This is a genomic window from Streptomyces sp. W16, assembly GCF_033194735.1.
Classification (GTDB): Bacteria; Actinomycetota; Actinomycetes; order Streptomycetales; family Streptomycetaceae; genus Streptomyces.
Genome location: NZ_JAWOAI010000128.1, coordinates 1 through 21,026, shown reverse-complemented (window position 1 = coordinate 21,026; position 21,026 = coordinate 1). Strand labels below are relative to the sequence as shown.

Sequence of the window (21,026 nt, the reverse complement as noted above, 5' to 3'; positions counted from 1 at the left end):
CGGGCCCGCCGCCTCGCCACGGACCCGGCCGCGCGCGAGCGCCGGGCCACCGTGCTGAAGCTGCCACTGCGCGTCGACGACGTAGGCGGCTGTCTCAAGGCCGCTCAGGAGCTGGTCGACGCCGCCGCGGAGGACGCCAAGCAGTTGGCCGAGGAGGTGGACGGCAAGGAGACCGAGGAGATGAAGGCGGCGATGGGCGGTGGCCAGGGCAGCCGGATGCCCCGGGGCACGGCGGGTGTGATGAAGGACCTGGAGGACAAGCAGAAGCGCCGGCGAACGCGTACGCAGCGCGACAGCCTCGATCTCGCGCTGACCGACCTCACCGCGTTCTACCGTGACGTCCTCGCCCTCCAGCTCGGCTCGCGGGTGGCGATCGCCAACATGGATGCCGAAGACGCCCTGGAGCGGCTGGCCCGCGCCGGTTCCCCGGAGTCCACGCTGCGCCGTATCGACGCGATCGGCGCGTGCAGAGTGGCGCTCGACCGGAATGTGGCGCCGCTGCTCGCGGTGGAGGCGATGACCTTGGCGCTCAGAGCGGGCTGAGCAGCGGGCTGGACAGGGGGAGTGAACTTCTGGGCGTGAGGTTGACGGGGTAACTCGTCCGGGGCGGTTCGCGCACGCAGGGCATTCAAATGATCGCGCAGGGTTACGCTCGGTCGATGCACATCAGGCGCCCTCTCCGCCGGCGGACCCAGCCCAGCCAGGACGACCGAATTCAGCCGAGCCAGTCAAGTCACCGAAGCCGTCGGGGTCGTAGGAGCCCTCGGAGCGGTGGCGCGCTGCTGGCCGTGGCCGCGCTTCTCGTGTCCGCATGTTCCGCGTGCTCATCGGGGAGTTCGACGACGGCGGCGAGTCCGGCCGCGGCCGTGGTGCTGGCCGCGCTGCCGCAGTCGACGCCGTCCACGCTCGCGCGGTACTACGGGCAGAAGCTCAGCTGGCGCACCTGCGGTGTCCCCGGCTTCGAGTGCGCCACGATGAAGGCGCCGTTGGACTACGCCAAGCCCACCGCCGGGGACATTCGGCTCGCGGTCGCCCGCAAGAAGGCCACGGGCAAGGGCAAGCCGCTCGGTTCGCTGATGGTGAACCCGGGTGGGCCCGGCGGTTCGGCGGTCGGTTATCTCCAGCAGTACGCCGGGATCGGCTATCCGGCCACGGTCCGCGCCCGCTACGACATGGTCGCGATGGACCCCCGTGGCGTCGCCCGCAGCGAGCCGGTCGAGTGCCTCGGCGGCCGGGCCATGGACACGTTCACCCAGACCGACACGACCCCCGACGACAAGCGGGAGACCACCCGACTCGTCGACGAGTACAAGAAGTTCGCGGAGGGCTGCGGCGCCCACTCGCCCGACGTACTGCGCCATGTCTCCACGGTCGAGGCGGCCCGGGACATGGACATCCTGAGGGCGGTGCTGGGGGACCGGAAGCTGACGTACGTCGGGGCGTCGTACGGGACGTTCCTCGGGGCGACCTACGCGGGGCTGTTCCCCGACCGGGTCGGCCGCGTCGTCCTGGACGGCGCGATGGACCCGTCCCTCCCCGCGCGCCGTATGAACCTCGACCAGACGGCGGGCTTCGAGACGGCGTTCCAGTCCTTCGCGAAGGACTGCGTACGGCAGACCGACTGCCCGCTCGGCGGCAAGGGGACGGCGCCCGCCAAGGTCGGGACGAACCTGAAGGCCTTCTTCCGCAAGCTCGACGCGCACCCGATCCCCACCGGAGACGCGGACGGCCGCAAACTCGGCGAGGCGCTCGCCACCACCGGCGTGATCGCGGCGATGTACGACGAGGCGGCCTGGCCGCAGCTGCGCGAGGCGCTCACCTCGGCGATGAAGGAGAACGACGGCGCGGGCCTGCTGGTCCTCTCCGACAGCTACTACGAGCGTGACGCCGACGGCCGCTACTCGAACCTGATGTTCGCCAACGCCGCCGTGAACTGCCTCGACCTCCCGGCCGCGTTCTCGACCACCGACCAGGTCGAACAGGCGCTGCCCGCCTTCGAGAAGGCATCCCCCGTCTTCGGCGACGGCCTCGCCTGGGCCTCCCTGAACTGCGCGTACTGGCCGGTCAAGGCGACGGGCGAGCCGCACCGCATCGAGGCGAAGGGCGCCGCCCCGATCGTGGTCGTCGGCACGACCCGCGACCCGGCGACCCCGTACCGCTGGGCCCAGTCCCTCGCCCACCAGCTCTCCTCGGCCCGCCTCCTCACGTACGTCGGCGACGGCCACACGGCGTACGGCCGCGGCAGCGCGTGCATCGACACGGCGATCGACACGTATCTGCTCCGCGGGACCCCGCCGGCGGAGGGAAAGCGCTGCTCGTAGCGTCGGTGCGGCTGCGGTCGGGGGTGCGGTCGGGGGGTGTACGGAGCACCCCCAGAAACTGTGTAGACTTTCCGACGTTGCTGATCGCACCATGGTGTGGACAGCGCGCCGCCTTAGCTCAGATGGCCAGAGCAACGCACTCGTAATGCGTAGGTCTCGGGTTCGAATCCCGAAGGCGGCTCTGCCGAAGCCTCAGGACTCACTCGCCGTGACCTGGGGCTTTTGCTTTTCCTTGACTGCGTGAGTCGGATCTGGTGAACGCTGCTTTCCTCCCCTGGAAGGTCAGGGGAGGCCAAGGGGACGCCATTGGTGCAGCGGCGGTGCAGCCGCGGCCGAGCGACCGTTGAGCGACAGCCTCGCGGGGCGCCGAACTGAGGTGCAGGGGTTGCTCCTTCTCGTCTGGATGACTTTGTCGCAGTCCAACAAAGCACCCCTCTGCGCTGGTCCTCATGGCGGACATCAAGAGCGGCACACGGTTCAAGGCCCTGGTGGCCCAGACCTCGGCGCGCCATCTCCCGTACCTGCCGGCGCAGCAGGTCATGGATGGTGTGGTCGGTGCCGTCGTCGCGCCAGGTGCAGAGGTAGTACTTCACCGCGCCGGGCGGCGGGAAGTCGTGCGGGAGCAGGTCCCACTGGCAGCCGGCCCGGCCCTGGTAGAGCAACGCGTTGACGATCTCCCGACTTCCGTACCGGCCCCGATGGCCGCTGGCCGAGGGATGTGCGGCCTTCCACGCGATGATCACCGGCTCGACCAGCGCCCACTGCTCATCGGACAGGTCGGTCCTGTATGACCTGCTCTCGCTCGGATCGCGGATCAGCTTCGGGATTCGTGTTTGTGCTGGTCGGGTGTGAGGTGGAGGCATTCACGGTCCGCCAGCAGCCTCTGGGTAGATGATCAAGACCGTAGACTCCCGCCCTCCATCAGCGCCGGCACGGTCACCAACTGCCACGCCGGCCCCGCCGACCAGCACGTTCGAATATGGCGGATCTTCACTGAACGCGATGGTCTGGATACAGATACGGGACGTCGGCGCTACGCTGATGTGTCCTGAGCGCGGGCAGGGGGCTTTCCCGCGACTGCGGCGGGAGACGGCATGCTCGATGCGGAGATGATCGCCCTGGCCTCGGCGGCCGGAACGGCTGTGGTTCAGGCAGCAGGCACCGATGCTTGGGAGAGTTTCAGACAGCGTGTAGCTGCCTGGTTCGGCCGAGGGGATACCGCACGGGAGTCGGCGGAGCTGGATCGTCTGCAGCGCAGCGGGGGTGAGCTGGTGGCCGTTCGCGACGGCGGGGCAGACCAGGTAAGGATTCGCCAGGAGGCTGCGTGGCAGGCACGCTTTGAGGCTTTGTTGGAGAGCCTCGACGCGGATGGACGGGAGCAGGCTGCGACCGGTCTGACGGCGTTACTGACAGAACATGCCCCGGTCGTCCGTGGAGTATCCGCCGGCCGAGACAGCGCGGCGGTCGGCGGGGATGCGCATGTCCATGCCGAGCACGGGTCGGCTGCGGCCGTGCGGATGGGAGACGTGACGCTCGGAAACCCTCCGAGACCGGACGCGGAGTAGGGCTGACCGCGCCCGGAGAAGATTCAACCTCGCCCGAACCTCCTCTGCACATCACTGCACAGAGCTCGATCCTTGCGCGGGACGGTGGTGTCGCCGCCGGTTCCATCGATTCAGTTCACATACATGCCAGACCACGCACTCCGGTGTCATGGCCCTATCGGGTCGGAGTGGTCCCCAGGAGAGCGGGCTGCTTCCAGGACCGCATCCAGATCGACCTGCTCAACAGTGCCGGGGCCGGCCGTGGAACTGTTGAGCTGTACCAGGTACTGACCGGACTGGGCGGGGTAGGTAAAACCCAACTTGCCGCCCATCACGCCGAAACGCTCTGGGCGCAAGAAGAACTCGATCTCCTGGTGTGGGTCACCGCTGCCAGCCGCAACGCAGTCGTGGGCGCTTACGGCGGCGCCGCCGAGCGAATCCTGGACATCGACCGGTCCACTCCTCAGGCAGAGGAGCGCTTCCTGGAATGGCTTGCCAGCACCAGCAAGCGCTGGCTGGTCGTGCTGGACGACATCATCGACGCCGAGGACCTCAACGGCCTCTGGCCACCCGACACTCGGCACGGGTACACCCTGGTCACCACCCGCAGCCGCGATGCCGCTCTGACCGGACGCGGCCAGCGAATCGAAGTCGGCGCTTTCACCAACCGGGAATCAGCCGCCTACCTGACAGCGACCCTCGCTGTCCACGGGCGCACCGAGCCGGGAGCGGAACTGCAATCACTCGCCGGGGAGTTGGGGAACCTTCCACTGGCGCTCGCGCAGGCTGCCGCTTACATCGCCGACGCACACATCACCTGCGCCGACTACCGCCGCCAACTCGCCGACCGGTCCCGGCGTCTCGCCGAGCTGGCCCCCCGCCCGCTGCCCGATGAACAGCCCCGCACCCTGACGGTCACATGGGACCTGTCCATCGAGCGCGCCGACCGACAGGATCCCCAGGGCCTGGCGCGCCCCCTGCTCCAGTTCACCAGCCTGCTCGACCCCAACGGCATCCCCGAGACAGTCCTGGCACAGCCTCCCGCGCTCGTCTACCTTGCACACCACCGTGGGCCGGCGGGGACGGTGCCGACCGGCCCCGACCCCTCCCGCCCCGAAAGGCGCGGCGGGCAGGAATCCCGATCGACCATCCCCGTGGTCACGGCGGAGGAGTCTCGGAAGGCACTTCGAGTGCTGCACCGTCTCAGTTTGATCGACCACACCCCGGACAGCCCCCACTTGGCGGTCCGAGTTCACCAGCTCGTCCAACGCGCAACCCGAGATGCTCTGTCCGTCCCCCAACAGGACCTGCTGGCCCGCAGCGCCGCTGATGCCCTCCTTGCTGCCTGGCCCGACAATGAGCGGAACACCGACCTCGCCCTGGCGCTGCGCGCCAACACGGCCGCCCTGACCAACCAGGCCGAAGAGGCCCTCCATCGTCCCGACGCCCACGAAGCCCTATACCGCGCAGGCAGCAGCATTGGCGACACCGGACAGCCCGACGCGGCCGCCGAGTACTTCCGGCACCTCGTCGCCACCTGCCGCCGATACCTTGGCCCTGACCACCGCAACACCCTGATAGCGCGTTACAACCTCGCCGACTGGCAGGCGGAATGGGGAGACAGGTTTGACGCCTTCGACGCAGTCGACACGCTCCTTGCGCTCTTGCCCGACATGGAGCGAGTGTTGGGTCCCGACCATCCCGACACCTTGAAGACTCGCATTCTTCTCGGAAACTGCCGGGCGAAGACCGAGGGTCCAGCCAGTGCGTTTGCCGCGCTTGAAGCGCTGTTGCCAGACGTGACTCGAGTGCTGGGTCCCGATCATCCCGAGAGCTTGAAGGTCCGCCGCCTCATCGCCGGATGGCAGGGGTCAGTAGGGGGCCTGGGCAATGCGATCGATGCGCATGAGCTGCTGCTGCCCGACCTGGTGCGCGTGCTCGGACCGGACCATCTGGACACCTTGACCGCGCGCAGTGAGCTCGCCAGCCAGCGCGGGCAGTCGGGGGACGTAACGGAGGCCACCCAGGAACTCGAAGAACTCGTGCCTGACATGGAGCGAGTGCTCGGTCGCATCAACCTTTACACGTTGAAGGCACGCGACAATCTGGCCGGCTGGCTGGGCGAGTCAGGCGACGCGAGGAGTGCGGCTCTCATGTACGAGGAGCTGTTGCCCGACCTGGAGCAGGTGTACGGCCCAGATCATCCCAGCACTGAGGTCGCTCGTAGTAACTACGACTATTGGTACGGCGTCTTCTGGGAGACATACAGAGGCATGCCGATGCCGTGAGACGTTCGCTCTGAAACGAGCTGAGTTAATGCGCGGTAATCGGCCTGGACGGGGCAGGGAGAGACGCCTGACGGCCTGAACGATCTCACTCAGCGAGAGCTACAACCTTCTCGAACTGTCACGGCATAGCTCGGGGTACACGCAGAACCGCTTTGGGCACCGGGGCACCCTCCTACGACCGGGCCCTCGCCCGGGGCTGGCCGATCGGCAGCGGCGTGATCGAGGGGCGCAGCCAGGCACGCACAAGAAGTCGTGGTTGTTCTGCAGGTAGCGGACGGTCTTGTCGACGGCGGTGCGGAAACGGCGGGCGGTGGTCCAGAGTCTCTCCAGCACCTGCACGATGTCCAGGACGATCCAGGCGTGCCGGTGTTCGGGGTCGCGGGCCTGGGCCTGGGCGAAGGCACGGGCGATGACCTGGCCGGGATCCAGGTCGACGGAGCCGGTCAGCCACTTGTGTCTGGCGCGGGGCCGACGCTTTCCGGTGCGGCTGCAGGGTGGGGCGATGACGTCATGAGGGCGGTGGACGGCCGGATCGGCGTCGTGGACACAGGCCAGGGTCGCCGTCCGTTTCCGGTTCGCCTACTCGCCCTGGGACAGCCGGCGACCCCACCCCGGCCACCGGCCCGTTGGCCGGCTCCGCCGCACCGCCATCGTCGATCCGGGCCGGTCACCGACCCGTCTGCGGAAAGGATCTCGCTCCTCGCCTCCCGCGTGACTCCAGCCGGGACACCGCCCCTTCCTGCTCGACCAGAAGAACAGTGAACTCTTTGATCTGCCCGCGCAGTTCAGCCATCTGGTCCCGTGCAGCAGCCTCCCACCGCTCCTCCAACGATCCGCGGCAGCAGCAACCCACCACGACGATCTCACTGCAGGAGAGCTACCCCCACTTGAGGACGTCGTCAGGGCCAATCGGTTACGCGATGACGGCGCAACTGGCCCTGAAGGAAGCCATAATGGGGACCTAAGGTCGCTTTTGGGCCGTCGCGGATCCGTTGCAGTGTCGGAGGGGGCGCCATGCGATGGACGTTCCTGCCGAGGCATCGGGGCGCTCAGTCAGCCGCCTGTGTGGTGCTCGCGGTCGGGGTCGGCGTACTGACCAACGCCCTGACGAGCCACCTCCATTGGGCGCTCGTCGTGGCACTCGGCGTCATGGTCGCCGCCTGGGCCGCCCTCGAATGGGTGCGTTCCTCGGGTCCGGACGCGAACCGGCCACGCCGTGTCGTCGTGAACCAGACCGTGCGGCGGCTCACCACGGGCAGGCTGCTCGGAGCCCGACGCACGGGCGACGCCGACGTCACGGTCGACCAGAACATCGGCAGGGCGGACGGGCAGGCCGACATCATCGGCGTGGACGATGCCGACGCCTGAACCGGCCGGATCCCACCGGGTGCTGCCGCCGGACGTGGCCGGGCGCCTGGCCGACTTCACTGGACGCCGATGGGCGCTGGGCAGGATCGCGGTGTGGTTGCGCGCCCCCGCCGCACCGTCGTTGCTGATCACAGCAGGACCCGGCAGCGGCAAGACAGCCCTGGCCGAGCGCCTGTTGCAGGTTTCCGCGGGGACGGTGCGCATACCGGGCGTGAGCGGCGGGGACTGCCATATCGACGCCGCCAACTTCTGCGACCAGCGCACCTTCGCCTCGGTCGACCCGGTCCGGGTGCTGGAGCGGTTGGGCGACCAACTCGCCGAGACCGTGCCCGGCTACGGCGCCCAGCTCCTCTCGGCAGCGGGTCGCAGCACCGGCAACATCACCGTGCGCCAACGAGTGCCGGCCATGCCCGGAGCCGTCGTCTCGGTCCAGGGAGTGGTCATCAACCTCGGTGATCGCAACCCCCGCCGGGCGTACGACGAGATCATCCGCCGTCCGCTGCAACGTCTGCACCAAGGCGGCGGTGGAGACGTGGTCATCCTGATCGACGCCCTGAACGAGGCCGAAGCCGCGGCCGGTTCGACCGGGACGATGTCACTCGGACGACTGCTCGGAATGGAATCGGAGGATCCGGTGCCGGGCCTGCGGATGATCCTGACCAGCAGCCGTGGCACCGTGGAGCACGAACTCGGCGGTCACGATCACTTCGACCTGGTCGCCGACGAACCCCAGGACAGTTCCGACGTGTACGACTACGCGCTCGCGCGACTCGCCGGCCGCGTCGCGCGCGCCGACCAACTGGCGCAGCGCATCGCCCTGGTGGACGGCGGCAACTTCCTCTACGCCCGGTACGTCGTGGACGACCTGCTCACCGGACGCCTCTCGGCCGACCAGGCCGCGCGCGAACCACTGCCGGAGAACCTCGCCAACGTCTACGCCACCTTCCTGTGGCGGGAGCGCAACCGCGACCCCGCCGGGTGGTCGCAGCGCATGCGACCGTTGCTGGCCGCGCTCACCCAGGGCCGCGGCGAGGGTCTCACACGGGATCAGCTGGCCCGGGTCACGGAGCTGCGTGTCTCCGTGGTCGACGACACGCTGCGCGCCTGTGCCCGATATCTGCAAGGCACGTTCCCCCAGGGCCCGTTCCGCCCGTTCCACGCCTCCTTCACCACCTTTCTGCTCACCAACGCCGAGCACGTCGTGTATCCGGCCGAGGCCGCCGGTGACCTCGTGGACAGGCTGATCAGGCCGTGGGTCGGCCGTTGGGACGCGTGCGAGCCGTCGACGTTGCGCTACGCGGTGGAGCACATGGTGGAGGCGATCACGCAGCAGCGCGACGGGTCGACCCGCGACGACCTGACCCGATTGCTGATCGAGACCCTGCGGGATCCCGGATATCTTCTCGCCATGGCCGCACGACACGGCGTCGAAAGCCTGCTGGTCGCCGTCGACCAGGCGACCCGCGCCACGCCCGAGCTGGCGCGCAGCCTCGACCCGGTCCACTCGGTGCTGTCACGACAGATCGGCGCGCTGCTGGACCTGGACGTCACCGACGACGCCGAAGTGTTCCTGTCACAGATCCAGTTGGAGGCCGCCGCGCAGGGTGAGACCACGATCGGCGAGGCCGTCGACGCCTTCCGGGCCGGCCGGGCGTGGCAGGGACTCCGCGTGCTCGACGGCACGACTTCCGAATCGCCCTGGTTCCGGGCATCCCTCGTCGGCCACACGCGGGGCCTCACGAATGTGGCGGTGGCGGACGACAGCCGGCACGCGGTGACCACGTCGTACGACTCGACCGCCCGCGTCTGGGACCTGCTGACCGGTCGTCAGCTTCAGGTCCTGCAGCACGGTGGTGTTCCGTTTCACGTGGCGGCGGGCGACCGTTTCGCCGTCACCGGGGCCGAGGACGGTGTGGTGCGGTTGTGGGACATGGCGACCGGACGACTTCGGCACGAGTTCACACCGGACGGGCCGTCCTCGTCCGGCGATCCGCCGCTGCCGTGGGTGCTACGACTCGACGAGGCGCACAGCCGCCTCGTCACCGGATGGAACGACGGTCATGTACGCATCTGGGACGTCCACACCGGCGACACGCTTCACGACTTCGCCCCGCCCCCGGGGGGCCGCGACTGGCCTGAACCGGTGACCGCCATCGACCTGGACTGGGACCGAGGCCGACTAGTCTCCGGCCACATGGGCGGACGCGTCGCGGTCTGGGAGTTGGGCAGGGCGAAGCCGCGGCGCATGTTCCAGATGCGGGTCGACGGACGCTTCAGGATTGACGCGGCGCACCACGGGGACGTGGTGGCCTGCCTGTTCCTCCCCGACGGCCGACGGGTCATCACCGCCGGCAACCGGGAGGGGACCGTTCGCGTCTGGGATCCGGCACGCAAAGGCCCCTTGGCCGAACTGCGCGGCACCATGTGGGAAGTGGCCCGGCTCCAACTGGTCGACGACGGCCGCACTGCCGTGGCCCTATCGGCGTGGGGCACCGTCGAGACGTGGAACCTCGACACCTTTGACCGGTCGGTCACTTTCACACCGCCCGGCCAGACGGAGGGCCGGGAGTTCGGCGAGGCCGCGCTGTGCGCTCTTGCTCCCGACCACGCCATCGTGAGTCTCGACAGGGGCACGATGACCGTCATCGACTTTCGCCGCGCCACCGTCCTCCGCGAGTTGACGACACCCGGCGTTGTCCGCGCCATGGCGGTGACACGGGACCGTCTGCGCATGGTCACGGCGTCGACGGAGCCCGATGCGCGGGTCTGGCGCCTGGATCCCGAGGGCGCCGCTCAACGCGACGAAGACCGTACGACTGCGGGGTACGGCACTGCGACCTGGCCCGCGAGTAATGCCTTCGACCTGGGTGAGTCCTACTCCTCCGACCTCGAATTCACTCCGGACGGGGACATTCGGGTGACTGCCGCCGAAGACGCCGTACGGGTCTGGGACACCGACACCGGGCGGGAACGCTTCGCCCTGTTCGAGATGGATCTCAAGCACCACGGGCAGCCGTGCTGGCGGGAGGAGACGCACGAGCGGGTGCTCGTCCGCGACCACATGGAGGGCGACTGGCACAGCGCCTGTCCTGACGAGTTTGCCGCATTTACCGTCGGTGATTTCCTCAGGGACTCCGGTTCGTACTGCCACCACCAGGTGCACACCTGCGAGGAGGACGGCCTCCCGCGCAGACCCGATCGACCGGTCCGAGCCGTGGTCCTTCCGGACGCCCGGACCGCCTTGGCCGTCCAGGCGGACGGTGCGATCACCACGTTCGGCGTCTACACCGGCACCGTCCGGCGGCGGCTTCCCGGCGGCCTGGCGGGGACACCCGCGCTGCAGGCAGCGGGGCGGACCCTGCTCGCCGCTTGGCCGGAGAGTCTGCGGTCCTGGGACTGGCGGTCCGGCCGCCCGCTGCTGTCGCTCGATGAGCCCCTGTGCCCCTGGACGATCGCACTCTCGGCCGGGGGAACCCACGCCATGGTCGCGACACCCGACGGCTCCGTGCTGATGTGGCCCACCCGGGAACCCCGCGCCATGCGGCGGTGGCAGACGCATCGCGGGGAACTCACCGCTTGCGCGCTCGATGACGGGGGTTCGTTCGCGCTCACCGCCGCCGCAGGCGCCCTGACGCTGTGGGACGTGTCGGCCCGGCCGGACCAACCGCGGGCAATCTCAGCCCTGTTCATGCCGGGGCCGGTGCGCCGGATCTCACCTGACCCGGACGACGACCTCACGTTCACGGTCGACACCGGGAGCAGCGGCGTCTTCACCATTCGCATGGTCGCACGCTAGTGCTGTGACCGCATAGGTTCGCCGGGTTGGTGATGGCGGTTGGATGTGCGGTGACGCCAATCCAACTGCTGGAGGCGCGGTGGCCGAGCCTGTCCGTGTGCGCAGACTGACCGACCGGGAGGGGCAGAAACTGCGGCAGATTGTGTGGCGTGGCAGCATCAACGCGGTGCAATACCGGCGGGCGATGATGCTGCTGGCCTCGGCCGGCGGGAACCGGGTGCTGGTGATCACCCAGTTGGTGCAGGCCGACGAGGACACCGTCCGGGATGTGATCCACCGGTTCAACGAACTCGGCCTGGCCTGTCTGGACCCTAAGTGGGGCGGGGCCCTCCCCGCCAACTCACCCCTGATGACGAGGACTTCGTCCTCCAGACGGCCACCACTCGCCCCGCCAAGCTCGGCCGGCCCTTCACCCGCTGGTCGCTGCGCAAACTTGTCGCCTATCTGCGGAAAGTCCACGGCCGGATCGTCCGCATCGGCCGTGAGACATTACGCAGCCTGCTCGCCCGCTGCGGCGTCACCTTCCAGCGCACCAAGACGTGGAAGGAGTCCCCCGACCTGGACCGCGAGGCGAAGCTGGACCGGATCGAGGAGGTCCTTGACTGCTTCCCGGACCGGGTCTTCGCCGCACGCACGGCGCGTTCTGTTTTCACGGCTGCTACTCGCTCGGCGACGACACTCTGTGGGGCGTCAACCGCTGCAGGAAGGGCGCCACCAACACGCTGGCCGCGTTGAAGTCGATCCGTGCCGCCCGGCCCGACGGCGCCCCGATCTCCGTCATCCTGGACAATTTGTCCGCCCGCAAAGGCCCTGGCATCCGCCGCTGGGCGAAGAAGCACAAGGCCGAGTTGTGCTTCACCCCGGCCTACGCCTCGTGGGCCAACCCGATCGAGGCCCACTTCGGACCACTGCGGCAGTTCACCCTCGCCAACGCCCATCACCCCAACCACACCGTGCAGACCCGGGGCCCTGCACGCCTACCTCCGGTGGCGCAACGCCAACGCTCGCCACCGTGATGTCCGTCAGCGAGATTGCGGGGCGAGCGGGCCTTCTCGCCTGAGGCGGTTATGGGTGTCGCCGGCAGGGACTCAGGGTTCGATGACGAGGCGTTCGATGAGGCCGTCCCGCAGTGTGAACTGGTAGCGCAGATCGATGGTCCCGCCGGGGAAGTTGCCCTCAAGGTGGTGGGTGGCGATGTAGTGGTTCGCGTCGGTCTGCTGGGCGCCGGTGAGGCGGATGGTGTAGGTGAATTCGGTGCTGGATCGGTCGAGCCACTCCCTGATCGCCTCGGTGCCCCTGTAGGTGTTGCCGTCGTCGATCACTGTGGCTTCGCGGGTGAACGCCGTGATTGCGGTGGCGGTGTCGTGGGCGCGGTGCGCGTTCAGGTAGCGGGTGATCAGCTCGGGCAGGGTGTCCTGGGTGCTGGTGCGGGGCTGGTTGTCGTGCATGACGCTCCTTGGGGTGGTGGCGGGTTCAGACGGTGGGGGTGGTGCCGCCGTCGATGACGTGTTCGGCGCCGACGATGGCCGAGGCGCGGTCGGAGACGAGGAAGGCGACGAGCTCGGCTACTTCCTCGGGCCGGTTGGGACGGCCCAGCGGGATGCCGCCAAGGGATTCCATGAGCCGGCCCAGCGCCGCTTCCTGGGTGATGTCCGCGTCGTGGGCGATCCGGGCGACGAGGTTGTCGGCGGCCGAGGTCTGCACGAAACCGGGCGAGACGGTGTTGACACGGACGCCGTGCGGGGCGACCTCGTTGGCCAGGCCCTTGCTGTAGGTGGTCAGGGCGGCCTTGGCGGCGGCGTAGGCCAGGGTGCCGTTCCACAGCGGCATGCGGCGCTGGATCGAGGTGACATGCACGATCACGCCCTTGCCTGTGGCGATCATGTGCGGCAGGAGTGCGCGGTCCAGGCGGACGGCGGCCAGCAGGTTGGTGTTCAGCTCCCTGGCCCAGTCGTCCTCGCCGAGCGCCGCGAATCCTCCGGCCGGCGCCTCGGACCCGCCGAGGGTGTTGACCAGGATGTCGACGCCTCCCACGCGGTCATCCACCTCGGCCGCGACGTGGGCTGCGCCCTGGGCACTGGACAGGTCTGCGGTGATGAACGCCTTCTCCTCGACGTCGTCGGGGCGGCTGCGGGCCGTGACCAGTACGGTTGCGCCGGCCTGGGTGAGACGTCGGGCGATGGCGGCTCCCGTTCCCTTGGTGCCGCCGGTGACCAGAGCGCGTCGGCCTTCGAGGGATTCGCTGAGGGGTGTGGTCACGGTGTGCTCCGTTCCCGGGTGCGGGCGCGGAAGGCACCACTCCCGTCATTACTGCTAAAATAGAAGCTACTGACTTCGACTTTAGCAGTAACTGAGGGGATGGTCGCCGTGGCAAGCCGGATCAGGCTGGAGGACAGGGAGTGCCCACTGTCCACGACGGTGGAACACGTGGGCGAGTGGTGGACGCTGCTGATCCTCCACGATGCTTTCGACGGCTACACGCGCTTCGACCAGTTCCAGGAGAGTCTGGGTATCTCCTCCAGCATGCTCACCACCCGGCTGAAGACCCTCGTCGCCGACGGACTGCTGGAGCGCCGGCCCTACCAGACCAACCCCGTACGCCACGAGTACGTCCTCACCGAACTCGGGCGCTCCCTGCGACCGGTGGTCGTCGCCCTGGCCGCGTGGGGCAACTCCCGCCTCACACCGGCCGAACGCAGCATGATCCTCATCGACGCGCACAGCGGCGAGGAAGTCGAGCCCGTCGTCGTCGACGCCAAGACCGGCCGCCGGCTCGACGACAGCGACCACTACGTCTTCACCGCAGGTCCTGCGGCCAGCGACGCCATGCGCCACCGATACGCGACACGACCGACCACCCCCGCGGAGGCGTAGGGCTGCCCCGAACCACCTGAGCTGGAGGGAGTCATCAGCGCGGCCTCACCCGGTGAACCTTCCCGGTCACAGCACTGGCCGAGCGCGATTGGTTGCAGCCTCGGCGCCAACCTTTCCCCCTGATCGGCCTGTTCCGGGGGCGGAGTTCACCGCCGAGGTCGCGGCGGCCCTCCTGGACGCACCGCTGTAGCAGGACCGACGTCCTGCTACAGGCTGCTGTATCTCGACAGCTTCCCCGACTACGTGCAGGCCGAGGAACGGCACATCCGGCTCGTCGACGATCTCCTCGACCGGCTTGCGGCCACCGGCCGCCCGCTGCCGCGGGACGCGCGCATTCTCGTGCTGGGGGCGGGCCACGGGACGCACGACCTGGGATTCGTCAAGCACGGCCTCGACGTGACGAACACCGACATCCAGCCGGAGACCGCGGCCCTGGGAGAACAACGGCCGGTACGACTGCCCGGCCGGGTCCGTCACGTGGTGGCGGACACGACGAGGGCACTGCCCGACCATGTCCCCGCTGGCTCCATGGGGCCGTCTTCAGTATCGGGTCGTCGTTCGGGTACGAGGACGCAGACGAGGACAACACCGCGGTGTTCCGTACGGCGGATACCGCGCTGAAGTCCGGGGCCCCGTTCGTGTTCGAGTACGTCAACTTTCCCTCGCCGCGGAGGACTTCCTTCTCGGCGACCTCGGCCCGGCCGCGTACGCCCACGCGGGTCCTGCCTTCCGCGCGCTGATGACGTAGGTTGCGCCGCCGGACGGGTCCCCTCCTGTCGGTCGGCACTGTGGCCGCCTGTTGGACTTGGCTGATTTCTCCCTCGCACCTGAACACGGTCGCGGGATGTGCCGGTTGTGCGCCGGTGCGTGCCAGGCGGGTTTACGTCATTGCTCAAGCGCTCATCGGCGTACTGCGCGTTCCGTATTCGCGGGAAACGCACAGGCAGAGGGGTGTGGAAGCGGATTCCGCAAACGAGCTGCGCGTCTCGTCCTCCCCACCCGACGTCCTTGCTGCTCATGGTGTGCGTGTGGTTACAGTGCCGTGCTTGCGGCGAATGGACCAGACCAGTCCGCCCGTACGCAGGCCGGGAACGGCAAGTGGGGGATCGTGTCCAGTCATGTGCTCTCCCCTGCCTGCACACAGCTACCGAGGGGGAGGGTTTCTTGCGTCTCACACGAACCGCCGTGGCCGCCGCCGCAGCCGCGGCTGCTGTGGCGGCCACCATCACGATGGCTCCGCCGGCATCGGCCGTCACTTCCTACGTTCACAACGACTGCACGTCGACCGACACCAGCCATCCGACGCACTGCTTCCGCATTCAGTTCAACTCGCGCTCCGAGACGACGCAGCAGTCCGACAGCGGCTGTCTGGCCACCCGGCACTCCCGGACCAACGACGACGGCTACTCGCCCAACGGCGCCACGGTCATCACGTTCGTGTTCAGCGCTTTCCCGTCCGACGCCTACGGCGGCATGCCGACCCCGTGCGACGCCAGAGGATCGGGGCAGGCCGTGTATCACCACGCCGCTTCCGGGTGGAACCAGGACCCGTACGCCGGATACACGGTGTACGCCAATACCGGCTACAGCGGCACGAGCAAGTACTACCCGAAGGCCGACGGCATCGCCCGCAACCTGGGCACGGGTCTGAAGAACCACAACGGCTCGCACAAGAGGGGTTGATCGGCGATGTCGAAGACCAGAGTCCAGGCCGCTGCCCTCGCCCTCGCCGCTGCCATGGCCGCCACCGTGTTCACCTCGGCATGCGGCGCCCCGCACACCACTTCGGGCAGCGGGAAGGGCCGGCAACTGGTCGCGCAGGCCATGCCGTTGCCGGATGCCGGGATCCGGGCCGGCTGGCCGCAGGCGCGGGTGGAACAGGGGCTGGCCAAGGGCATGCGGCTCCCGCTCCAGGACTACATGCTCGGCTATGCCGAAGTCGTGGATGTGGAGAACGCCAGGGACGTGGTGAAGCAGGAGTGCATGCAGCGCCTCAACTTCGAGTACGCGCCCGAACCGTCCGGCCTGCATCCGAGTACCGCCTACGACTCGATGAACATGGAGCGCCGCTACGGCATCACCGACCGCACGGAGGCCGCCGCGCACGGCTTCACCCCGCCCCAGGTGGCCGCCGATGACGACGACACCGCGGCGGAGGACACCGAACTGGCCAGGGAGGACGCCGAGTCCGCTGTTTCCGGCTGGGACACGGCCATGAACCAGACGTGCATTCCCGAGGCGAACGCGAAGGTCGGCGTCCTGTACGAGACCGATGCGGCGGGAGACCTCGCCTCGCAGTCCTACGATGCCACCGCCGCGCAGACGTCCGTCAGGAACGCCGTCGCCAGTTGGTCGTCCTGCATGGCCGGCGACGGCCACCCGGTGAAATCGCTCGACGACGCCGAGGGCCGGTTCGCCGTACCGAAGAAGCCCGGTCTGAAGCCGGGTAAGGCGGAGGTGTCGTTGGCCACCGACGATGTCGACTGCAAGCAGACCAGCAACCTCGTCGGCACCTGGTACCAGGCGGAGACCGCCTACCAGCACCGGCAGATCGCCTCCCACAAGCACGAGTTGGAGGCGGAGAAGGCCCGCAACGGAAAGTTGATCGAGCGGGCGCGGGCTGTCCTGGCCGCCCGGAAGTAGGCTGCTGTTCCCCCTTTGAACCCCAGGTCGGGACTCCGACCTGGGGTTCTTCTCCGTTCCGGCAACCACGTGCGCGAGGCGCTGCTGCGTCCCGCGCTGGTCCGTGACATCGCCGAGCGGGCCCGGGCGGCCGGCGCGTACACCCATGTGCTGCACGAGTTGATCGACGACGGCAAGGACGTGAGTCTGCAACTCACCGGCCTCGGGCCCGACGACCCCTCCTGGCCGACATCACCGGTGCTGTCCGGCGCGAGTTCGACGACCAAGTGCCCGTGCTCGTCGTGTCGTTGGCGTCTGCGGCGGCAACAGCTTCGCGGCGGCACCCGTGGCGGGAGTCTGCGCGCTGCTCCTCTCCCGCTACCCGGGACTGACCTCTTTCCAGGTCAAGAGCATGCTGCATCTCATGGCGGCGAACGTGGTCGGCGAGTGACGGGGTGAGGGTGCCGGAGGCGCCGGTCACATGTGTTCGGCCTTCGCCTTTGCCGCTCTGGTGATCCAGGACTGGCAGCACCATCGGGCGAGTCCGCCCACGGCGAGGGACACGAGGATTGCTCCCCAGTCGATGACGTGCGGCAGGCCGGGGAAGAAGGCGAAGAAGGCGAGCGTGGCGACGAGGCCCGAGAGGAACGCGGTGACACCCGCTCGGCGCCGCCGTGCTTTCCACGTCGTGTCCGGGTCCTGGTCTTTGTTCTGCTCGATCATGAACAACTCACTTCGTGATGTTGTGACACTGACTCACGCGACGCGTTCCACCGACGTAGAGGTGGGCGCACGCCTTTCCGTAACGAGGCAGCGTCTGAGGAGAGTTGTTGCGCATCGGGTCGATCTTGCACTCGTTGTGTGTCGTGCCGCGGGATGTGCGATAGGTCCGGTTGTCGGTGTCGGCATAGGTGAAGTCGATACGCCAGTTGCAGAAACCGCTGCTCAGCGCTCCGACGAAAGCGCAGTCGACTCCGGCGTTCTGGTATCGGATCTTCCGGCCGCCGCCTCGGATGATGTGCGTGAACACACAGCCCGTCGGAATCTTCATCGTCATACCGCCCACGCTGTACTCGAAGGTACGCACGGGAGTTGTCCCGATCGCGCCGGCTTGGGCGCCGGTCGACATGGCAAGGACGAGGGCTCCCGCGACCGTCAGAGCCGTGGTGAGGCGTGTGACGTACTGCATGACCAAGGCAGTCCCTTTCTGGTGATCTCCTGATGAGTACCTGGGACAACCGCGACCAGTAGTGGCCAGTTACAGGATTACGGGTCGATTCACCGCCATGTGTGATCAGCGAACGACCCGCTGACCGGAAGAAGCGTTCATCCTCGTGGAGGGTTCCGTGTGTGCCGGGCTGAGCATGGTTGCTCTGATGGCCGCTGTGGCTGGAAACGGGGTGCCGTATGGCAGTTGAGGGTGTTCGTCCCGAGTTGATCCTTGATGAGGATCCCTGGCAGTCCGGGCTGGGCCGGGGCGGTTACGCGCATGTGCGGGTGTGGCGGGTGGAGGTGGGGCAGGTGGTCGTGGTGCTCAGTGGGAGGGGTGCCGAGTACCACCCGGAGACGCTGCTTCCCCTGCTGCGTGCCGAATACCCGGACGACACCGTCGAGTTCTTCTTCCACCGGCCGATGGACTGGACGGCCCTGGGGTACTACGCGGAGCTGACGTCGAACGACGACGGGACGGTGACCGTCACGCACATCGCGGGGGACGCGCTGGCCGCCCGTCTCGGGCCCAGCCTGTACGCGACCGAGGACCCGGACGACCACTCGGCAGGCTATGGCGGCGCCTGAGGTCAGCGCGTCGGGTCCGGGCGGTTGCCGCGGCTCAGCGCGTGGGCGCACCAGCCGATGACCGACGCGTTGACCAGTGCCCCGAGGGCGATCGAGACGGTCAACATCGCGGCGCCGTCCGGCAGTACGAGGAAGACGAGGCTGGCCGGGGCGGTGCCGAGAAGGGGGATGACGGCGGCCATGGACCCGCCCGAGTCGTCGGCGATGGTGACGACGACCGCCCAGACGAGCAGGGCCGCGCAGAGCGCGAGGTAGGCGAGGGCGAAGGGGTTGCGGAGGTTCCGGCCCAGTCGCTGGAGAGGGGAACGCGCCGCGTGAGCATCGGTACTGGTCATGGAACGGACTCCTGGAGAGAGGGCGAAGACGGTCAGAGGTGGTCGGCCCCGGGCGGGTTCGGGCGGGTGATGCCGAGGTCGTAGGCGAGGATCGTGGCCTGGACGCGGTCGCGCAGGCCGAGTTTGCGGAGCAGGGCGTTCACATGGGACTTGACGGTGCCGACGGTGATGCCCAACTCCCCGGCGATCTCCGCATTGTTGAGGCCGGAGGCGAGCAGCCCGAGGACGTTGCGCTGGCTGTCGGTGAGGCTGTCGAGTTCACGCGGACCGGAACCGGAGGAATCAGAACCGGAGTTGGCGCGGAATCCCGTACCCGCCCCTGACGCGTAATGCCCGATCAGGCGACGGGTCGCCGACGGCGCGAGTACGCTCTCGCCGCTCGCCACCACCCGGATGCCGTCCAGGAGTTCGGAGGCGTGCACGTCCTTGAGGAGGAAGCCGGAGGCCCCCGCGCGCAGCGCGTCGAAGACGTACGCGTCCAGGTCGAAGGTCGTCAGGACGAGGACGCGGGGCGCGTTCTCCTTTCCGGTGATGATCCGCGTCGCGGCGATGCCGTCGAGTTCGGGCATCCGTACGTCCATCACGACCACGTCGGGGGCCAGTTCGGCGGCGAGCACCACCGCGGTCGCGCCGTCCGCGGCCTCCCCGACGACCGTCATGTCCTCCTCGGCGTCGATCACGGCGGCGAAGCCCGCCCGGACGATGCCCTGGTCGTCGACGACCAGCACCCTGAGGCTCATCGTTGTCTCTCCTCGTCGTCCGGCACCGCCGTGAGCGGCAGCCGGAGGTGGACCGTGCCCGGCGGGCGGCCGGTCGTCAGGGTCCCGCCGAGCGGCGCGATCCGCGCCGTCAACCGGTCCCGTACGGCGGGGTCGGCGGCGCGTGGCACACCGGTGGCCGTGATCGTCAACGTACCGTCGAGCGCGTCGAGTTCGAGTACGGCGGGTTCGTCGTCGCCGGTCGCGAGGAGTGTCTCGGCGACGTGGTAGGCGGCGAGGTCGACCTCGGTGGGCAGGCGTTCCGGCACCCGGTCGGTGAGCCGTATCTCCACGTCACGGCCGGTGGCCCGGCACTGGTGGGCGAGCAGGTCGAGGGCCTGGAGGGTGGGCTGTGGGGTCAGTTCGGCCGCCGTGTCGCCGTCGCGGACCGCGTCCAGCAGGGCGCGCATCGCGGTGAGTGCCTCGCGGGCGCGGGTCGCTGTCGCGTCGAGCCGGCCCGCCTGTGCTTCCGCGATCATGTCGGCGGTGCGGGCCAGTACGGTGGTTTCGAGGCCGGCGGCGATTCGGCGGCGTTCCGCCCAGGCGTCTCGTACGGCTTCCTCCGTCCAGGTGGCGAGGCGTTGGGTTTGGGTGTCGTGGGCTGCGGTGGCGCGCTGTCCGCGCAGGGTTCCGATCCAGTGTGCGGTGGCCGTCGCCAGTGACACTCCTGCTGTTGCGAGCAGGATTACCGACCAGGTGGGGATGGTTGTGCCGCGGTGCAATACGGCGATCGTCAAGGCTGTTGCGTGTGCGGCTGTGGCTGCAACTGGGAAGAGGAAGAAGGGGACTTGAGGTAGTCGGTATGTGCGGGCCGGTGGGGGCTGGGTGCGCCCCGCGGCGGAGCCGCAAATCGATACAGCCCCGCGCCCCTTAAAAGCACCTACCGCCACGCAAGTTGCCAGCATGCTCAGTGTTGGTGGCAGCAACACCGGGCCCGTGTAATCGCCCATCTCCATCGCCACCGGCCACAACAACGCCAAGCCCAGCAACGCGCCCTGCGCGAGGCCGCGCGCCCTTCTCAGCCACAGCAGGGCCACCGCCTGTGCCGCTGCGAGCAGGGCGAAGAGGACCCCCGCTGAGACGTGCGTACTGTTCGACGTCGTTTCCGGGCGGATGATCAGGATCGGCAGCAGTGGCTGTACGCACAGGCCGAACGCGGCGACCACCTGGGCCACGCGGTAGCTCGTCGGAAGGGACTGCTCCAGCGGGCCCGCGGTACGGCCGGGCAGGGTTGCCCGTACCTCCCAGCCGCCCTCCGGCGTGGGGCCGGTGGTCAGGGTGCCGCCCGCCTCACGGGCCCGGGACCGCAGGAAGCCCTGGCCG

At 68.7% G+C, this 21,026-nt stretch carries 16 protein-coding genes, 1 tRNA gene and 5 pseudogenes; 14 read left to right on the top strand and 8 right to left on the bottom strand.

Features of this window, described 5'->3' with window-relative positions; all coding sequences use genetic code 11:
* The 3 genes and pseudogenes from R6V09_RS19025 to R6V09_RS19015 form a co-directional block, all read left to right on the top strand.
* Positions 1-543, top strand: a pseudogene (locus R6V09_RS19025) (DNA polymerase III subunit delta'); the annotation flags it as partial.
* 116 nt (positions 544-659) lie between these two features.
* Positions 660-2,321, top strand: a complete 1,662-nt coding sequence (locus tag R6V09_RS19020) for an alpha/beta hydrolase (RefSeq protein WP_317882604.1) — start codon at positions 660-662, stop codon at positions 2,319-2,321.
* A gap of 107 nt (positions 2,322-2,428) precedes the next feature.
* A tRNA-Thr gene (locus R6V09_RS19015) sits at positions 2,429-2,502 on the top strand.
* Between the two features lie 319 nt (positions 2,503-2,821).
* Here R6V09_RS19015 and R6V09_RS19010 read toward each other — a convergent pair.
* A pseudogene (locus R6V09_RS19010) lies at positions 2,822-3,184 on the bottom strand (transposase); the annotation flags it as partial.
* A gap of 231 nt (positions 3,185-3,415) precedes the next feature.
* Between R6V09_RS19010 and R6V09_RS19005 the strand changes: the two are divergent.
* From R6V09_RS19005 to R6V09_RS18985, 5 genes and pseudogenes are all read left to right on the top strand, one after another.
* Positions 3,416-3,886, top strand: coding sequence for a hypothetical protein (locus R6V09_RS19005; RefSeq protein WP_317882603.1), 471 nt, complete (start codon positions 3,416-3,418; stop codon positions 3,884-3,886).
* Between the two features lie 167 nt (positions 3,887-4,053).
* Complete coding sequence (locus R6V09_RS19000) at positions 4,054-6,153, top strand: tetratricopeptide repeat protein (protein ID WP_317882602.1); 2,100 nt, start codon at positions 4,054-4,056, stop codon at positions 6,151-6,153.
* 1,014 nt (positions 6,154-7,167) lie between these two features.
* Positions 7,168-7,521, top strand: a complete 354-nt coding sequence (locus R6V09_RS18995; RefSeq protein WP_317882601.1) for a hypothetical protein — start codon at positions 7,168-7,170, stop codon at positions 7,519-7,521.
* On the top strand, positions 7,508-11,317 hold the full coding sequence (locus tag R6V09_RS18990; protein ID WP_317882600.1) for a WD40 repeat domain-containing protein: 3,810 nt from the start codon (positions 7,508-7,510) through the stop codon (positions 11,315-11,317). The genes R6V09_RS18995 and R6V09_RS18990 overlap by 14 nt, the downstream gene beginning before the upstream one ends.
* A 79-nt stretch (positions 11,318-11,396) precedes the next feature.
* Positions 11,397-12,337 (top strand): annotated as a pseudogene (locus R6V09_RS18985) (helix-turn-helix domain-containing protein); the annotation flags it as partial.
* A gap of 68 nt (positions 12,338-12,405) precedes the next feature.
* Here R6V09_RS18985 and R6V09_RS18980 read toward each other — a convergent pair.
* Both R6V09_RS18980 and R6V09_RS18975 read right to left on the bottom strand, forming a co-directional pair.
* On the bottom strand, positions 12,406-12,765 hold the full coding sequence (locus tag R6V09_RS18980; RefSeq protein WP_317882599.1) for a nuclear transport factor 2 family protein: 360 nt from the start codon (positions 12,763-12,765) through the stop codon (positions 12,406-12,408).
* A gap of 25 nt (positions 12,766-12,790) precedes the next feature.
* Positions 12,791-13,576 (bottom strand): SDR family oxidoreductase, encoded by a 786-nt coding sequence (locus R6V09_RS18975; protein ID WP_317882598.1) that lies wholly within the window; start codon positions 13,574-13,576, stop codon positions 12,791-12,793.
* Positions 13,577-13,675: 99 nt separating this feature from the next.
* Here R6V09_RS18975 and R6V09_RS18970 point away from each other — a divergent pair, with 99 nt between their 5' ends.
* The 5 genes and pseudogenes from R6V09_RS18970 to R6V09_RS18950 form a co-directional block, all read left to right on the top strand.
* Positions 13,676-14,191, top strand: coding sequence for a winged helix-turn-helix transcriptional regulator (locus R6V09_RS18970; RefSeq protein ID WP_317882597.1), 516 nt, complete (start codon positions 13,676-13,678; stop codon positions 14,189-14,191).
* A gap of 243 nt (positions 14,192-14,434) precedes the next feature.
* Positions 14,435-14,812 carry a hypothetical protein gene (locus R6V09_RS18965; RefSeq protein ID WP_317882596.1) on the top strand — a complete coding sequence of 126 codons (378 nt, stop codon included), beginning with the start codon at positions 14,435-14,437 and terminating at the stop codon, positions 14,810-14,812.
* Between the two features lie 543 nt (positions 14,813-15,355).
* Entirely contained in the window at positions 15,356-15,874 is a 519-nt protein-coding gene (locus R6V09_RS18960) for a hypothetical protein (protein ID WP_317882595.1), read from the top strand.
* A gap of 6 nt (positions 15,875-15,880) precedes the next feature.
* Positions 15,881-16,834 (top strand): hypothetical protein, encoded by a 954-nt coding sequence (locus R6V09_RS18955; protein WP_317882594.1) that lies wholly within the window; start codon positions 15,881-15,883, stop codon positions 16,832-16,834.
* Positions 16,835-17,126: 292 nt separating this feature from the next.
* A pseudogene (locus R6V09_RS18950) lies at positions 17,127-17,264 on the top strand (S8 family serine peptidase); the annotation flags it as partial.
* A gap of 26 nt (positions 17,265-17,290) precedes the next feature.
* Here R6V09_RS18950 and R6V09_RS18945 read toward each other — a convergent pair.
* Positions 17,291-17,536, bottom strand: a complete 246-nt coding sequence (locus tag R6V09_RS18945) for a hypothetical protein (RefSeq protein WP_317882593.1) — start codon at positions 17,534-17,536, stop codon at positions 17,291-17,293.
* Between the two features lie 7 nt (positions 17,537-17,543).
* Positions 17,544-18,002 (bottom strand): hypothetical protein, encoded by a 459-nt coding sequence (locus tag R6V09_RS18940; RefSeq protein WP_317882592.1) that lies wholly within the window; start codon positions 18,000-18,002, stop codon positions 17,544-17,546.
* Between the two features lie 218 nt (positions 18,003-18,220).
* Between R6V09_RS18940 and R6V09_RS18935 the strand changes: the two genes are divergently transcribed.
* A complete protein-coding gene (locus R6V09_RS18935) occupies positions 18,221-18,610 on the top strand; it encodes a hypothetical protein (protein ID WP_317882591.1) in 390 nt (129 codons plus the stop codon).
* A gap of 2 nt (positions 18,611-18,612) precedes the next feature.
* Here the strand turns inward: R6V09_RS18935 and R6V09_RS18930 are convergent, their stop codons facing one another.
* The 3 genes and pseudogenes from R6V09_RS18930 to R6V09_RS18920 form a co-directional block, all read right to left on the bottom strand.
* On the bottom strand, positions 18,613-18,945 hold the full coding sequence (locus R6V09_RS18930) for an SCO4225 family membrane protein (RefSeq protein ID WP_317882590.1): 333 nt from the start codon (positions 18,943-18,945) through the stop codon (positions 18,613-18,615).
* Positions 18,946-18,977: 32 nt separating this feature from the next.
* Positions 18,978-19,685 carry a response regulator transcription factor gene (locus R6V09_RS18925; RefSeq protein ID WP_317882589.1) on the bottom strand — a complete coding sequence of 236 codons (708 nt, stop codon included), beginning with the start codon at positions 19,683-19,685 and terminating at the stop codon, positions 18,978-18,980.
* Positions 19,682-21,026, bottom strand: a pseudogene (locus tag R6V09_RS18920) (histidine kinase); the annotation flags it as partial. The pseudogene R6V09_RS18920 and the gene R6V09_RS18925, both read right to left, overlap by 4 nt.

What these genes read in the sequence shown, in the direction of transcription:
- R6V09_RS19020 (WP_317882604.1), top strand. Translation starts at nt 660, where the DNA reads ATGCACATCAGGCGCCCTCTCCGCCGGCGGACCCAGCCCAGCCAGGAC.
- R6V09_RS19005 (WP_317882603.1), top strand. Translation starts at nt 3,416, where the DNA reads ATGCTCGATGCGGAGATGATCGCCCTGGCCTCGGCGGCCGGAACGGCT.
- R6V09_RS18995 (WP_317882601.1), top strand. Translation starts at nt 7,168, where the DNA reads ATGCGATGGACGTTCCTGCCGAGGCATCGGGGCGCTCAGTCAGCCGCC.
- R6V09_RS18990 (WP_317882600.1), top strand. Translation starts at nt 7,508, where the DNA reads ATGCCGACGCCTGAACCGGCCGGATCCCACCGGGTGCTGCCGCCGGAC.
- R6V09_RS18980 (WP_317882599.1), bottom strand. Translation starts at nt 12,765, where the DNA reads ATGCACGACAACCAGCCCCGCACCAGCACCCAGGACACCCTGCCCGAG.
- R6V09_RS18970 (WP_317882597.1), top strand. Translation starts at nt 13,676, where the DNA reads ATGGTCGCCGTGGCAAGCCGGATCAGGCTGGAGGACAGGGAGTGCCCA.
- R6V09_RS18955 (WP_317882594.1), top strand. Translation starts at nt 15,881, where the DNA reads ATGTCGAAGACCAGAGTCCAGGCCGCTGCCCTCGCCCTCGCCGCTGCC.
- R6V09_RS18945 (WP_317882593.1), bottom strand. Translation starts at nt 17,536, where the DNA reads ATGATCGAGCAGAACAAAGACCAGGACCCGGACACGACGTGGAAAGCA.
- R6V09_RS18940 (WP_317882592.1), bottom strand. Translation starts at nt 18,002, where the DNA reads ATGCAGTACGTCACACGCCTCACCACGGCTCTGACGGTCGCGGGAGCC.
- R6V09_RS18935 (WP_317882591.1), top strand. Translation starts at nt 18,221, where the DNA reads ATGGCAGTTGAGGGTGTTCGTCCCGAGTTGATCCTTGATGAGGATCCC.
- R6V09_RS18930 (WP_317882590.1), bottom strand. Translation starts at nt 18,945, where the DNA reads ATGACCAGTACCGATGCTCACGCGGCGCGTTCCCCTCTCCAGCGACTG.
- R6V09_RS18925 (WP_317882589.1), bottom strand. Translation starts at nt 19,685, where the DNA reads ATGAGCCTCAGGGTGCTGGTCGTCGACGACCAGGGCATCGTCCGGGCG.